Source organism: Frigoribacterium sp. VKM Ac-1396 (assembly GCF_015350895.1).
Taxonomy (GTDB): domain Bacteria; phylum Actinomycetota; class Actinomycetes; order Actinomycetales; family Microbacteriaceae; genus Frigoribacterium.
In genome coordinates this window covers 397944-413025 of the sequence record NZ_JADKSD010000001.1, presented here as the reverse complement: position 1 = coordinate 413025, position 15082 = coordinate 397944, and the positions used below count along the sequence as shown (strand labels likewise).

The window sequence follows — 15082 nt, the reverse complement described above, 5'->3', positions numbered from 1 at the left end:
GTGGCCGACGAACCCGATTGGGACGAGATCTTCTCGTCACAGCCCCAGAACGACCGCCCTGCCGCGACCTCCGGTCACGACGGAAGCACCTCGGCTCGTGGCGAGTCCGGTCACGGTGACGGTGCCCCCTTGCGGCGCAGCACCCACCAGGAGGCGCCGGTCCGGTCTCGTCGAGAGCAGCGTGAGCGTGAGCGCCAGGACGAACCCGCGCTCGTGCCTCCGGCCGACGGCGGGGGGCGCCGGGGTCGGGGCAGGCCGGAGCGCGAACCGCGCCCGCACCGGTCCAAGAAGGGCCCGATCGTCCTCGCGTCGATCCTGGTGCTGGTCCTCGCCGGCGGCACGGCCGGCGTCGCGGCCGCCTGGGGGCAGGTGCAGCCCCTCATCGCGAAGTTCACCGGTGACGACGAGCCCGCCGACTACGCGGGCAGCGGCAACGGCACGGCCGTCGACTTCGCCATCGTGTCCGGGCAGGTCGGTTCCGACATCGCCCAGAACTTGGCCGACGCCGGCGTCACGCAGAGCTACGAGTCCGCGTACGCGATCCTCGTCTCCGACCCGTCGATGACCTTCCAGCCGGGCACGTACACCCTGCAGCAGCAGATGAGCGCCCAGTCCGCCCTCGACGCCCTGCAAGACAGCACGAACCGCATCACGAACAAGGTCGTCATCCCCGAGGGGACGGTGGCGGCCGACGTGTACGAGCTCCTGGCCTCCGCGACCTCGATCCCCGTCGCCGACGTGCAGGCCGCGGCGGCGGACTACACCTCGTTCGGCCTCCCGGCCGAGGCCACGAGCCTCGAGGGGTGGCTGTTCCCCGCCACCTACGAGCTCGACCCGGGCAAGTCGGCACACGACTACCTGCAAGACATGGTCACGACCATGACCCAGCACCTCCAGACGGCCGGGGCGCAGCCGGCCGACTACCAGAAGACCATCGTCTTCGCCTCGCTGATCCAGAAAGAGGCCGGCCTCGCGGACGACTACCCCAAGGTGGCCCGGGTCTTCCAGAACCGGCTCGACCAGGGCATGTTGCTGCAGTCCGACGCGACGGTCGCCTACGGCACGGGCAACACGCACCGCGTCACGACCACCGACGAAGAACGAGGCGACGCCGCCAACGCCTACAACACGTACGTCCACGAGGGCCTGCCGGTCGGGCCGATCTCGAACCCGGGCGACCTGGCCCTGAACGCCGCCCTCAACCCGGCGGACGGCACCTGGCTCTACTTCGTCACCGTCAACCTCGACACCGGAGAGACCGCGTTCTCGACCACCTTCGGCGAGCACGAGGCCGCGGTGAAGCAGTGGCAGGCATGGATGCGCGAGCACCCCGAGTACCAGTAGCACCGAGGCAGGGCCAACCGGCGATCGCCCCGGTCGCCCGCCCGAGGGGCCGATCGACCGTCACCCGGTCGGTCGGCCCCTCTCTCTGTGGGAAGATCGACACCATGCTTCGTTGGTTGACCGCTGGAGAATCTCACGGGCCCGAGCTCGTCGCCGTCCTCGAGGGGCTGCCGGCCGGCGTGCCGGTCTCGCTCGACGCGATCCGCGCCGACCTCGCCCGCCGCAAGCTCGGCTACGGCCGCGGGTCGCGCATGAAGTTCGAGCAAGACGAGCTGAACATCTCGGGTGGCGTCCGCCACGGCTTCACGATGGGCAGCCCCGTCGCGCTGCGCATCGGCAACACCGAGTGGCCGAAGTGGGTCGAGGTGATGAACCCCGAGCCCGTCGAGGTCAGCGAGGCGTCGCGTGGTCGCAGCGCCCCGCTCACGCGGCCCCGCCCGGGTCACGCCGACCTCGTGGGCATGCAGAAGTACGACTTCGACGAGGCTCGTCCGATCCTCGAGCGAGCGAGCGCGCGCGAGACCGCGGCGCGCGTCGCGCTCGGCGCCGTGGCACGGTCCTTCCTCGCCGAGCTCGGCATCGAGCTCGTCAGCCACACCCTGTCCATCGGTCCCGTCCGCGTGCCCGAGGGCAGTCCGGTGCCCGTGCCGTCCGACGTCGACCGCCTCGACGACGACGCGTTGCGCTGCTTCGACCCCGCGACGAGCGCCCTGATGGTCGACGAGGTCGAGTCGGCGAAGAAAGACGGCGACACCCTCGGCGGCGTCGTCGAGGTCCTCGCCTACGGCGTGCCGCCCGGGCTCGGCTCGCACGTCCAGTGGGACCGTCGCCTCGACTCGCAGCTGGCCGCCGCCCTCATGGGCATCCAGGCCATCAAGGGCGTCGAGGTCGGCGACGGCTTCGAGACGACCAGGAGGCGCGGCTCGGTCGCCCACGACGAACTGCACCGTCAGGGCGGGGTCATCTCGCGCGACACCGACCGTGCCGGCGGCACCGAGGGCGGCATGAGCACGGGCACCGTGCTGCGCGTCCGCGCCGGCATGAAGCCCATCGCGACCGTTCCGCGGGCCCTGGCCACCGTCGACGTCACGAGCGGCGAAGAGAGCAAGGCCCACCACCAACGATCCGACGTCTGTGCGGTCCCCGCGGCGGGCGTCGTCGCCGAATCGATGGTCGCCCTCGTGCTGGCGAACTCGGTCCTCGAGAAGTTCGGTGGCGACTCGCTCGGCGAGACGGCCCGCAACCTCCGGGGCTACCTCGAGGCCATCCCCGAGAACCTGCGGACTCAGCCGGCGTCCGCCGACGCGTGACGAACGCTGGTCCGGTCGTCCTGATCGGGCCGATGGGGGCAGGCAAGACGAGCATCGGCAAGAAGCTCTCGCGTCGCCTCGGCGTCCCCTTCGTCGACAGCGACCGCCTCGTCGTCCAGAGGCACGGGCCGATCGCCGAGTTGTTCGAGCACCACGGTGAGGCGCACTTCCGCTCGCTCGAACACGCGGCCGTCGCCGACGCGCTGGCCGGTGACGGCGTGGTGTCGCTGGGCGGGGGAGCCGTGCTCGACCACCGCACCCGCGCCTCCTTGTCCGGTCTGCCGGTCGTGCTGCTGACGGTGACGGCCGAGGCCGTCGAGTCACGACTGGCCGGCGGTTCACGGCCCTTGCTGCAGCGTGGCGGCATCGACGCCTGGCGCGCCATCGCCGACGAACGCGACCCCGTGTACCGGTCGCTCGCCTCCGTCGTGTTCGACACGTCCCACCGCCCCGTCTCGACCGTCGTGGACGACATCGAGACCTGGCTCGACTCCGAGAGAGGCACCGCATGACCGACGCCGACGGCACCACCGACACCACGACCATCCACGTGGCGGGAGACGCCCCCTACGACGTCCTCGTCGGGCGAGGTCTGACCGACCGGCTGCCCGGCGTGCTGCACCCCCAGACCAAGAAGGTGCTGATCGTGCACGCCCCGACGCTCGGCCGGAAGGCCGGTGAGGTGCGAGACGCCTTGGTCGCGGCGGGCTACGAGGCCCTCATCGCCGAGGTCCCCGACGCCGAGGACGCCAAGCGCATCGAGGTCGCCGCGTTCTGCTGGCAGGTGCTCGGGCAGGCGGACTTCACCCGCACGGACGCCGTGATCGGCCTCGGTGGCGGCGCCATCACCGACCTCGCCGGCTTCGTCGCCGGCACCTGGCTGCGCGGCGTGCCGCTGATCCAGATGCCGACGAGCGTGCTCGGGCTGGTCGACGCCAGCGTCGGGGGCAAGACCGGCGTCAACACGGCAGAGGGCAAGAACCTCGTCGGCGTCTTCCACCCGCCCGTGGCGGTGCTCGCCGACCTCGACCACCTCGACACGCTGTCGAAGAACGAGATTTTGGCCGGATTCGCCGAGGTCGTCAAGGTCGGGTTCATCGCCGAGCCCGAGATCCTCGACATCGTCGAGGCCGACGTCGACCGCGCGACCGACCCGACCACACCCGAGTTCCGCCGGGTCGTCGAGCTCGCGATCGGCGTGAAGGCGCGCGTGGTGGGCGAGGACCTCACCGAGCAGGGCCTGCGCGAGATCCTCAACTACGGGCACACGCTGGGTCACGCCGTCGAGCACGCCGAGCGCTACCAGTGGCGTCACGGTGCCGCGGTGTCGGTCGGCATGGTCTTCGCCGCCGAGCTCGCCCGCCTCACCGGCCGCCTGTCCGACGAGGCGGTCGACCGCCACCGGCGCATCCTCGAATCGCTGACGCTGCCCGTGTCGTACCCCCTCGGCCGGTGGAACACCCTGCTGGCGACGATGCAACGCGACAAGAAGGCCCGGGCCGGCCTGCTGCGGTTCATCGTCCTCGACGAGATCGGACGCCCCTCGGTGCTGCAGGGGCCCGACCAGAGCCTGCTGTTCGCGGCCTACCAAGAGATCGGTTCGTAGCCTCTCGGCCCGTCAGGGCGTCCGCTACACTCGACGGTGGCCGATTCCGGCCGACCTCCCACCACCCCGAACGGATCATCCGCGCATGGCGACTACCAACGACATCAAGAACGGTGCCGTCCTCAACCTCGACGGCCAACTCTGGAACGTCATCGAGTTCCAGCACGTCAAGCCGGGCAAGGGTGGCGCGTTCGTCCGCACCAAGATGAAGAACGTCATGTCGGGCAAGGTCGTCGACAAGACCTTCAACGCCGGCACCAAGATCGACTTCGCCAACGTCGACCGCCGCGAGTACACGTACCTCTACGCCGAGGCCGACGGCTACGTGTTCATGGACACCAGCGACTACGACCAGATCAACGTGCCCGCCACGATCGTCGGCGACGCGAAGAACTTCATGCTCGAGAACCAGAACGTCCAGATGGCCCTGCACGACGGCGACCCCCTCTACATCGAGCTGCCCGCCTCGGTCATCCTCGAGGTCACCTACACCGAGCCGGGTCTCCAGGGCGATCGCTCGACCGGCGGCACCAAGCCCGCCACCGTCGAGACCGGCTACGAGATCCAGGTCCCGCTCTTCCTCGAGACGGGCACCAAGGTCAAGGTCGACACGCGCGACGGCGGCTACCTCGGCCGCGTCAACGACTAGTCGGTGAGCGCACGCACCAAGGCGCGCAAACGCGCCCTCGACGTCCTGTACGTCGCCGACATCCGCCAGATCAGCATGACCGACGCCCTCGTCGCCGAGACCCAGCGGGCCCTCGACCAGCCCGAGCGCGGCTCGAGTTGGGGTTACGCCCGAGACATCGTCCAGGGCGTCATCGACCACCGCGACGAGATCGACGAACTGATCGAGACGTACTCGCAGGGCTGGACCCTCGCGCGGATGCCGACCCTCGACCGGGGCATCATCCGCATCGGCATCTGGGAGCTCCGCCACAACGACGAGATCCCTGACGCCGTGGCGATCAGCGAGGCCGTCGACCTGGCCCAGACGCTCAGCACCGACGATTCGGCCTCGTTCGTCAACGGCCTGCTCGGCCGCATCGCGACCGGCGGCTGACCACGGCCGGCCGGTCCGCCGCTCGTCGACGAACCGGTAGGCTCGAGCCATCCACACCGACATCCTTTAAATTCCGTCCCGAGAGGCGGGGAAGGAGGTCCGATTGAGCACCCGCACCGTGCTGAGTCAGGCTGACATCGCGCGTGCCCTCACGCGCATCTCGCACGAGATCCTCGAGTCCAACAAGGGCGCCGACGACCTGGTCGTCCTGGGCATCCCGACGCGGGGCGTGGTCCTGGCCGACCGCCTCGCCGAGACCCTCTCGAGCATCTCGGGCAGTCCCGTGCCCGTCGGCTCGGTCGACGTCACGATGTACCGAGACGACCTCCGCCGCCAGCCCACGCGCTCGCCCCGACCCACCTCGGTGCCCTCCGGCGGCATCGACGGCAAGACCGTCGTCCTCGTCGACGACGTCCTCTACTCGGGTCGCACCATCCGGGCCGCCCTCGACGCCCTGAGCTCGATCGGTCGCCCTCGCGCCGTGCGTCTCGCCGTCCTGGTCGACCGCGGCCACCGCGAGCTGCCGATCCGCGCCGACTTCGTGGGCAAGAACCTGCCGACCTCGACGGTCGAGCGCATCTTCGTGCGCCTGCACGGCGTCGACGCCGACGAACTCGTCGCCATCGACGACGGCGCCGGCGCAGGAGGCGCGGGTGCCGACCCGGCGCCCGTCACCACCCCGGGGGCGAACCGATGAGGCACCTGCTCAGCACCGCCGACCTCTCGCGCGACGACGCGATCCGCGTGCTCGACGTGGCAGAGGACATGGCCGACGTCGCCACCCGCGAGGTGCGCAAGCTCCCGACCCTCCGCGGCATCACGGTCGTGAACCTCTTCTACGAGGACAGCACCCGCACCCGCATCTCGTTCGAGGCGGCCGCGAAGCGACTCAGCGCCGACGTCATCAACTTCGCCGCGAAGGGCTCGAGCGTCTCGAAGGGCGAGTCCCTGAAAGACACGGCCCAGACCCTCGCGGCCATGGGGGCCGACGGGATCGTGATCCGACACCCGTCGAGCGGTGCTCCCCGGGTGCTCGCCGACAGCGGCTGGGTCGACGCCGGCATCGTCAACGCCGGCGACGGGACGCACGAGCACCCCACCCAGGCCCTGCTCGACGCGTTCACCATCCGCCGACGCGTGCACGGGGCCGGCAGCCGGGGTCGCGACCTCGACGGCGTCGAGGTCATGATCGTCGGTGACATCCTGCACTCGCGGGTCGCCCGCTCGAACGCGTGGTTGCTGAGGACGCTCGGTGCGCACGTGACCGTGGTCGCGCCTCCCACGCTCGTCCCGGTCGACGTCAGCAGGTTCGGCGTCGCCGTCCGCTACGACCTCGACGCGGCCCTCGTCGAGATCCGGCCCGACGTCGTCATGATGCTGCGCATCCAACAGGAGCGCATGAACGACGCGTTCTTCCCGAACCCGCGCGAGTACGCCCGGTCGTGGGGGCTCGGGGCGGCACGGTTCCGGTCGTTGCCCGAGACGACCCTCGTCATGCACCCCGGCCCGATGAACCGCGGCCTCGAGATCAGCGACGAGGCCGCCGACTCGCCGCGGTCGACCGTCCGCGAGCAGGTCACGAACGGCGTCGCCGTCCGCATGGCCGTGCTCTACCTCACCCTCGCCGGCGACCGAGAGGACGCATCGTGACCACCACCCACCTCATCCGGGGCGCCGAGACCGTCGACGGGACCTCGACCGACGTCGTCGTCCGTGACGGCGTCGTCGTCGAACTCGGCTCCGGCCTCAGCGCCGTCGGCGCGACGGTCACCGACGCCGACGGCCTGCTGCTGCTGCCCGGCCTCGTCGACCTCCACACCCACCTGCGCGAGCCCGGGGGTGAGGGCAGCGAGACCGTGCTGACCGGCTCGCGGGCGGCCGCGGCCGGCGGCTACACGGCCGTCAACGCCATGGCCAACTCCTCACCCGTCGCCGACACGGCGGGAGTGGTCGAGCAGGTGCAGGCGCTGGGGGAGCGCGCCGGCTTCGTCACCGTCCGCCCCATCGGCGCCGTCAGCCAGGGGCTGAAGGGCACGCACCTCTCCGAGATCGGCGCGATGGCCCGCTCGCGCGCCGCCGTCCGGGTGTTCTCCGACGACGGTTCGTGCGTGGCCGATCCGCTCCTCATGCGCCGGGCCCTCGAGTACATCAAGGGGTTCGGGGGAGTCCTCGCCCAGCACGCCCAAGAACCGAGGCTCACCGAGGGCGCCCAGATGAACGAGGGTGCGCTGTCGGCCGAGCTGGGCCTCGGCGGCTGGCCCGCGGTCGCCGAAGAGGCGATCATCGCCCGCGACGTGCTGCTCGCCGACCACGTCGGTGCACGCCTGCACGTCTGCCACGTGTCGACGGCCGGCAGCGTCGAGGTGATCCGGTGGGCGAAGTCGCGCGGCATCGAGGTCACCGCCGAGGTCACGCCGCACCACCTCCTGCTCACCGAAGACCTCGTCTCGGGCTACGACTCGCGCTACAAGGTGAACCCGCCGCTCCGCCGTGCCGAAGACGTCGAGGCCCTCCGCGGCGCACTCGCCGACGGCACGATCGACATCGTGGCCACCGACCACGCTCCGCACACGTCCGAGGCCAAGTGCTGCGAATGGGATGCCGCTGCCAACGGCATGGTCGGTCTCGAGTCGGCCCTGTCGGTCGTGCACCACACCATGGTCGAGACGGGGGCGATCGGCTGGACCGACGTGGCCCGGGTGATGTCGATCGCACCGGCCGCCATCGGCCAGGTCGCCGGGCACGGGCGTCCCCTCGCCGTGGGCGAGCCCGCCGAGCTCACGCTCTACGATCGTGGGGTGACCCGCACGTTCTCCACCGAGCACCTCGCGGGCAAGAGCCGCAACTCGCCCTACCTCGGGCGCGTGCTGCCCGGGCAGGTGCGGGCCACCTTCCACCAGGGCTACGCGACCGTGGTCGACGGCAGCGTCGTCGACGACGACGTGGTCGCGCACGCGGCCCGACGGGTCGACAGCGCGGCGGCCCTCGCCGCCGCCGAGGGGGCGACCGCCCGGTGAGCCAGTGGATCATCGCCGCGCTCATCCTCGTCGGCGTCGGGCTGTTGATCGCACTGATGGCCCGGGCGTGGCGGGCGCGCGGTCGCCGCCAGTCCGACATCCCGGCCCCCGACCGGGCGCCCGACGACCTGTCCGACCCCTCCGTCGCGGTCGACGCCTTCTACGTCGCGACCTCGCGGGGCGGCGACCCGCTCGACCGCGTGGTCGTGCACGGTCTCGGCTTCCGCGGCCGTGCCATCGTGTCCGTCCACGCCGAGGGCGTCCGCCTCGAGATCGCGGGCGAACCGGCCGTGCTGATCCGCGCCTCCTCGTTGCGAGGCGTCGACCGCGCCACCTGGACGATCGACCGCGTCGTCGAGCGCGACGGCCTGGTGCTCGTCGGCTGGCGCCTCGGCGACGTCGACCTCGACACCTACCTGCGCATCCCCGACGACCCCGCGCCGGTCGTCGACGCGATCCGCCCCCTCGTCCCCACGGCCCCCGGGGCCGGCACCACCAAGGAGAAGACCATTGACTGACGCCTCCACCACCGACAGGGCCGTGCTGGTCCTCGCCGACGGCACCCGGTACGTCGGGCGCGCCTACGGCGCCGTCGGACGCACCCTCGGCGAGGTCGTCTTCGCGACCGGCATGACCGGCTACCAAGAGACGCTCACCGACCCCTCGTACGCCGGCCAGATCGTCGTCATGACGGCGCCGCACATCGGCAACACCGGTGTGAACGACACCGATCCCGAGTCGCGCCGCATCTGGGTCGCCGGCTACGTCGTGCGCGACGCCAGCCGCGTGGTCTCGAACCACCGGGCACAGGGCAGCCTTGACGACCAGCTCGTCACCGACGGCATCGTGGGCATCCGTGGCATCGACACGCGGGCCGTGACCCGGCGCCTGCGCGACGTCGGTTCGATGAAGGGCGGCGTGTTCAGTGGCGCCGACGCCGAGCTCGACCCCGCCGAGCAGCTCGCCCTCGTCACCGAAGGTGCCGACATGAGGGGCCTCAACCTCTCGAGCCAGGTGTCGACGGTCGAGCCGTACGTGCTGCCGGCCGAGGGCGACCGCGTCGGCTCGGTGGCCGTGCTCGACCTGGGCGTGAAGACCTCGACCCTGCGCTACCTGGCGCAGCGCGGCTTCCAGGTGCACGTGCTGCCGCAGTCGACCACCCTCGACGAGTTGCGCGCCCTCGCCCCCGACGCCCTCTTCTACTCGAACGGCCCCGGCGACCCGGCCGCGAGCGACTCGCAGGTCGAGCTGCTGCAGGGTGCCCTGCGCGACGGCCTGCCGTACTTCGGCATCTGCTTCGGCAACCAGTTGTTCGGCCGCGCCCTCGGGTTCGGCACCTACAAGCTGCCGTTCGGCCACCGCGGCATCAACCAGCCGGTGCTCGACAAGACCACGAACAAGGTCGAGATCACCAGCCAGAACCACGGCTTCGCCGTCGACGCGCCGATCGAGGGCGTGCTCGAGTCGCCGGCCGGCTTCGGCCGCGTCGAGGTCAGCCACTACAGCCTCAACGACCAGGTGGTCGAGGGCCTGCGAGCCCTCGACATCCCCGCGTTCTCGGTGCAGTACCACCCCGAGGCCGCCGCCGGTCCCCACGACAGCAACCACCTCTTCGACCGCTTCCGCGAGGCGGTCGCCGCCCGGAAGTCCGGCCGGGCCGTCGACTTCGGCTCCGACATCGAAAGCAGCAACTGATGCCCAAGCGCGCTGACATCAACTCCGTCCTCGTGATCGGCTCCGGGCCGATCGTCATCGGTCAGGCGGCCGAGTTCGACTACTCGGGCACCCAGGCCTGCCGCGTCCTCCGCGAAGAGGGGGTGCGCGTGATCCTCGTGAACCCCAACCCGGCGACGATCATGACCGACCCCGACTTCGCCGACGCCACCTACATCGAGCCCATCACGTCCGAGGTGCTCGAGGCGATCATCGTCAAGGAGCGTCCCGACGCGATCCTGCCGACCCTCGGCGGGCAGACGGCCCTCAACGCCGCCATCGCCCTCGACGAGGAAGGCATCCTCGCCAAGCACGGCGTCGAGCTGATCGGCGCCAAGGTCGAGGCCATCCAGAAGGGCGAGGACCGCCAGCTGTTCAAGAAGCTCGTCCTCGAGTCGGGTGCCGACGTCGCCAAGTCGTACATCGCCACGACCGTCGACCAGGCCGTCGAGTACGCCGAGGACCTCGGCTACCCCCTCGTCATCCGCCCCTCGTTCACCATGGGTGGGCTGGGCTCCGGCTTCGCCTACACCCGCGACGAACTCGTGCGCATGGTCACCGACGGCCTGCACCAGAGCCCGACGACCGAGGTGCTGCTCGAGGAGAGCATCCTCGGCTGGAAGGAGTACGAGCTCGAGATGATGCGCGACACGGCCGACAACACGGTCGTCGTCTGCTCGATCGAGAACGTCGACCCGGTCGGCGTGCACACCGGCGACTCGATCACCGTGGCCCCGGCCTTGACGCTGACCGACCGCGAGTACCAGAACCTGCGCGACATCAGCATCGACATCATCCGTCGCGTGGGCGTCGACACCGGCGGCTGCAACATCCAGTTCGCGGTCGACCCCGCCGACGGTCGCGTGATCGTCATCGAGATGAACCCCCGCGTCTCGCGTTCGAGCGCCCTGGCGTCCAAGGCCACGGGGTTCCCGATCGCGAAGATCGCCGCGAAGCTGGCCCTCGGGTACCGTCTCGACGAGATCCCGAACGACATCACGAAGGTGACCCCCGCCTCCTTCGAGCCCACGCTCGACTACGTCGTGGTCAAGGTGCCCCGCTTCGCGTTCGAGAAGTTTCCGGCCGCCGACACGACGCTCACGACGACCATGAAGAGCGTCGGCGAGGCCATGGCCCTCGGCCGCAACTTCACGCAGGCGCTGCAGAAGGCGCTGCGCTCGCTCGAGAAGCGCGGCTCGAGCTTCCACTGGCAGGGCGAGCCCGGCGACCAGGAGGCGCTGCTCGCGTTGGCCGCGACGCCCACCGACGGTCGCATCGTCACCGTCCAGCAGGCCCTCCGGGCCGGCGCGACCGCCGAACAGGTCTTCGACGCGACGAAGATCGACCCCTGGTTCATCGACCAGGTGGTCTTGATCAACGAGGTCGCCGAGCAGGTCGCCACGGCCGCCGAGCTGGACGCGGACACCCTCGTGCTGGCGAAGGACCACGGCTTCAGCGACGACCAGATCGGCCAGTTGCGCGGGCTCTCCGAACAGCAGGTGCGCGACCACCGTCACGCGCTCGACGTGCGTCCCGTCTTCAAGACCGTCGACACCTGCGCGGGGGAGTTCCCCGCCCTGACCCCGTACCACTACTCGAGCTACGACACCGAGACCGAGGTCGTCGCGAGCGACCGGCGCAAGGTGATCATCCTCGGCTCGGGCCCCAACCGGATCGGCCAGGGAGTCGAGTTCGACTACTCGTGCGTGCACGCCAGCTTCGCGCTGAGCGACGCAGGGTTCGAGACGATCATGATCAACTGCAACCCCGAGACCGTCTCGACCGACTACGACACGAGCGACCGGCTGTACTTCGAGCCGTTGACGCTCGAGGACGTCCTCGAGGTCGTCCACGCCGAGAGCGCCGGGGGCGAACTCGTCGGCGTCGTCGTGCAGCTCGGCGGCCAGACGGCCCTCGGCCTGTCGAAGGGGCTCGAGGCCGCGGGCGTGCCCATCCTCGGCACGACGCCGGAGGCCATCGACTCCGCCGAAGAGCGCGGGCTGTTCCAGGGCATCCTCGACGCGGCCGGCCTGCTCGCCCCGCGCAACGGCACGGCCACCGACTACGACAGCGCGGTCGCCGTGGCCGAAGAGATCGGCTACCCGGTGCTGGTGCGTCCGTCGTACGTCCTCGGCGGCCGCGGCATGGAGATCGTCTACGACAGCCCCTCGCTGGCGGACTACTTCGAGCGGGTCGCGGACCAGGCCATCATCGGCCCCGACGCCCCCCTGCTCGTGGACCGCTTCCTGGACGACGCCGTCGAGATCGACGTCGACGCGCTCTACGACGGCACCGAGCTCTACGTCGGCGGCATCATGGAGCACATCGAGGAGGCCGGCATCCACTCGGGCGACTCGAGTTGCACCCTCCCGCCCGTCACCCTCGGCAAGGGCGAGATCGACCGCGTCCGCGAGGCCACGCTCGCGATCGCGAAGGGCATCGGCGTGTCCGGCCTGCTCAACGTGCAGTTCGCGATCGCCGCCGGCGTGCTCTACGTCATCGAGGCCAACCCCCGGGCCAGCCGGACGGTTCCCTTCGTCTCGAAGGCCCTGGGCATCCCGCTGGCCAAGGCCGCCTCGCTCGTCATGGTCGGTCGCAGCGTCCGTGAGCTCGTCGACAGCGGCCTGCTGCCCGCCCAGGACGGCTCCGACGTGCCGCTCGACTCGCCGATCTCGGTGAAGGAGGCCGTGCTGCCCTTCAAGCGGTTCCGAACGAAAGAGGGGCAGGTCGTCGACAGCGTCCTCAGCCCCGAGATGCGCTCCACGGGTGAGGTCATGGGCATCGACCGCGACTTCCCGCGGGCCTTCGCCAAGAGCCAGACCGCCGCGTACGGCGGCCTGCCCACGTCGGGCACCGTCTTCGTGAGCGTGGCCGACCGCGACAAGCGCGCGATCGTCCTGCCGGTGCTGCGCCTCCAGCAGCTCGGGTTCCGCATCCTGGCGACCGAGGGGACCGCCACGGTCCTCGTCCGCAACGGCATCCACGCCGACACCGTCGAGAAGTTCAGCGCCGGGGGCCACTCGGTCGTCGACCTGATCAACGCCGACGAGGTCGACATCGTGATCAACACCCCGAGCGGGTCGTCCGCCCGGGCGGACGGCTACGAGATCCGCGCGGCGACCGTCGCGGCCGACAAGGCGCTCTTCACCACCATCGCGCAGCTCGGTGCCGCCGTGGCGTCGATCGAGGCCGTCCAGAGCGACCTCGAGGTGACGAGCCTGCAGGACTACGGTCTCGCCCGGGCGGCACGACGGTGAGCTCGTCGTTCGGCGACCGGCTCGCGGCGGCCTTCGCCGCGACCGGTCCGCTGTGCGTCGGCATCGACCCGCACCCCTACCTGCTCGAGCAATGGGGGCTTCCCGCCGGTGCGGCGGGCGTGCGCGAGTTCGGCCTGCGGGTCGTCGACGGCGTCGCCGGATCGGCGTCGATCGTCAAGCCGCAGGTGGCGTTCTTCGAACGGTGGGGCTCCGCGGGCTTCGCGGCACTCGAGGACGTCCTCGCCGCGGGACGCGATCGTGGCCTCCTGCAGATCGGCGACGCCAAGCGCGGTGACATCGGCACGACCATGGACGCCTACGGCGAGGCGTGGTTCGACCGGTCGTCGCCCTTGCGGGTGGACGCGCTCACCGTGTCGCCCTACCTGGGCTTCGGCTCCATGGCCGGGTTGGTGGGCCGCGCACGCGCCGCCGACGCCGGCGTCTTCGTCCTGGCCGCGACGTCGAACGTCGAGGCGCTGACCACGCAGACGGCCGTCCGCACCGACGACCACGGCGCGGAGGGCACCGTCGCGAGCGGTATCGTCGACGACGTGCTCCTTGACAACCAGACGGCGGGCGACGCCCCGTTCGGCAGCGTCGGCCTCGTGCTCGGCGCCACCGTCGACCTCGACGACTACGGCATCGACGCCGCCCGGCTGACGACGACGCCCGTCCTCGCCCCGGGGTTCGGGCACCAGGGAGCCTCGTACGCCGACCTGCCCCGCCTGTTCGGTGCCGCGGCGGGGGCCGTGCTCGTCTCCGCCTCGCGGGCACTCCTCTCGGCGGGTCCCGCCGGGTTCGCCGAAGCCGTCCGTCGCGACGCCGACCAGGTGCGCTCGTGCCTCGCCTGACGCCCCCGCCGGTCGACCGGGCCGCCGCGGCCCGGGCCGCCGTGGCCGCTCGGCGCGGGCGTGCGACCGTCAAGAACGCCGTCGCCTCCCGCAGCCGGAGCGCCCTCGACGTCGCCGAGACGGCCTGGGCGGGCGAGCCCACGAGCCCCGAGGGCTCGCTGCGGGTCCGCGAGCTGCTCACGAGCATCCCGGGCATCGGACCCACCCGGGTCGCCCGCATCATGACCGAGCTCGGCATCGCCGAATCGAAGCGCGTCGGTGGGCTCGGCGTCCGCCAACGGCGCATCCTCGGGGACTGGCTGGCCGCCCGCGAGGCCAAGGGGCGCCTCCGGTCCCGGCTCGTCGTGCTCGCCGGCCCCACAGCCGTGGGCAAGGGCACGGTCTCGACCTACATCCGCGAGAACTACCCGGACGTGCACCTCAGCGTCTCCGCCACGACGCGCGCCCCGCGACCGGGCGAGGTGGACGGCGTCCACTACTACTTCGTCGACGACGCCGAGTTCGACCGGATGATCCGCGACCGCGAGCTGCTCGAGTACGCGACCGTCCACAACTCGTACCGCTACGGCACCCCACGGCCCCCTCTGGACGCCGCCCTGACCGAGGGCCGCAGCGTCCTGCTCGAGATCGACCTGCAGGGCGCCCGGCTCGTCCGCGCCGCGATGCCCGAGGCGGTGCTGGTCTTCCTGCTGCCCCCGACCTGGGACGAGCTCGTCCGTCGCCTCATCGGTCGAGGCACCGAGGACGCCTCCGAGCAGCAGCGCCGTCTCGAGACCGCGAAGGTCGAGCTGGCCGCCCAGGACGAGTTCGACGCGCGTGTCGTGAACCACGACGTGGCCGAAGCGGCCCGCGAGGTCGTAGAATTGATGACTGCGCCCGAACCGGGCCGCACCCGCGCGTGACCCGCGCCCCGATCTCGGT

Annotated in this window: 14 protein-coding genes; all 14 read left to right on the top strand. The window is 71.1% G+C overall.

What is annotated here, in order from left to right; translation table 11 throughout:
• A complete protein-coding gene (gene mltG, locus ITJ55_RS01985; RefSeq protein ID WP_194593863.1) occupies window positions 1-1344 on the top strand; it encodes an endolytic transglycosylase MltG in 1344 nt (447 codons plus the stop codon).
• Window positions 1345-1448: 104 nt separating this feature from the next.
• Window positions 1449-2654 (top strand): chorismate synthase, encoded by a 1206-nt coding sequence (aroC, locus tag ITJ55_RS01980; protein ID WP_194593862.1) that lies wholly within the window; start codon window positions 1449-1451, stop codon window positions 2652-2654.
• 32 nt (window positions 2655-2686) lie between these two features.
• Entirely contained in the window at window positions 2687-3166 is a 480-nt protein-coding gene (locus ITJ55_RS01975; protein ID WP_194594697.1) for a shikimate kinase, read from the top strand.
• Complete coding sequence (gene aroB, locus ITJ55_RS01970) at window positions 3163-4260, top strand: 3-dehydroquinate synthase (RefSeq protein WP_194593861.1); 1098 nt, start codon at window positions 3163-3165, stop codon at window positions 4258-4260. Before ITJ55_RS01975 ends, aroB begins: the two co-directional genes overlap by 4 nt.
• An 85-nt stretch (window positions 4261-4345) precedes the next feature.
• Window positions 4346-4909 (top strand): elongation factor P, encoded by a 564-nt coding sequence (gene efp / locus ITJ55_RS01965; RefSeq protein WP_043592746.1) that lies wholly within the window; start codon window positions 4346-4348, stop codon window positions 4907-4909.
• A gap of 3 nt (window positions 4910-4912) precedes the next feature.
• Window positions 4913-5323, top strand: coding sequence for a transcription antitermination factor NusB (gene nusB / locus ITJ55_RS01960; protein ID WP_194593860.1), 411 nt, complete (start codon window positions 4913-4915; stop codon window positions 5321-5323).
• 103 nt (window positions 5324-5426) lie between these two features.
• Window positions 5427-6020, top strand: a complete 594-nt coding sequence (pyrR, locus tag ITJ55_RS01955) for a bifunctional pyr operon transcriptional regulator/uracil phosphoribosyltransferase PyrR (RefSeq protein ID WP_194593859.1) — start codon at window positions 5427-5429, stop codon at window positions 6018-6020.
• Complete coding sequence (locus ITJ55_RS01950) at window positions 6017-6973, top strand: aspartate carbamoyltransferase catalytic subunit (protein WP_194593858.1); 957 nt, start codon at window positions 6017-6019, stop codon at window positions 6971-6973. Before pyrR ends, ITJ55_RS01950 begins: the two co-directional genes overlap by 4 nt.
• Window positions 6967-8340 (top strand): dihydroorotase, encoded by a 1374-nt coding sequence (locus ITJ55_RS01945; RefSeq protein WP_370544062.1) that lies wholly within the window; start codon window positions 6967-6969, stop codon window positions 8338-8340. Before ITJ55_RS01950 ends, ITJ55_RS01945 begins: the two co-directional genes overlap by 7 nt.
• Window positions 8337-8858: a hypothetical protein gene (locus ITJ55_RS01940; protein WP_194593856.1), complete on the top strand. Its 522-nt coding sequence runs from the start codon at window positions 8337-8339 to the stop codon at window positions 8856-8858. The genes ITJ55_RS01945 and ITJ55_RS01940 overlap by 4 nt, the downstream gene beginning before the upstream one ends.
• Entirely contained in the window at window positions 8851-10035 is a 1185-nt protein-coding gene (carA, locus tag ITJ55_RS01935) for a glutamine-hydrolyzing carbamoyl-phosphate synthase small subunit (protein WP_194593855.1), read from the top strand. The genes ITJ55_RS01940 and carA overlap by 8 nt, the downstream gene beginning before the upstream one ends.
• Window positions 10035-13310 carry a carbamoyl-phosphate synthase large subunit gene (gene carB / locus ITJ55_RS01930; RefSeq protein WP_194593854.1) on the top strand — a complete coding sequence of 1092 codons (3276 nt, stop codon included), beginning with the start codon at window positions 10035-10037 and terminating at the stop codon, window positions 13308-13310. The genes carA and carB overlap by 1 nt, the downstream gene beginning before the upstream one ends.
• Complete coding sequence (gene pyrF / locus ITJ55_RS01925) at window positions 13307-14161, top strand: orotidine-5'-phosphate decarboxylase (RefSeq protein WP_194593853.1); 855 nt, start codon at window positions 13307-13309, stop codon at window positions 14159-14161. Before carB ends, pyrF begins: the two co-directional genes overlap by 4 nt.
• Window positions 14149-15063: a guanylate kinase gene (gene gmk, locus ITJ55_RS01920; protein ID WP_194593852.1), complete on the top strand. Its 915-nt coding sequence runs from the start codon at window positions 14149-14151 to the stop codon at window positions 15061-15063. The genes pyrF and gmk overlap by 13 nt, the downstream gene beginning before the upstream one ends.
• Window positions 15064-15082: the final 19 nt, after the last annotated feature.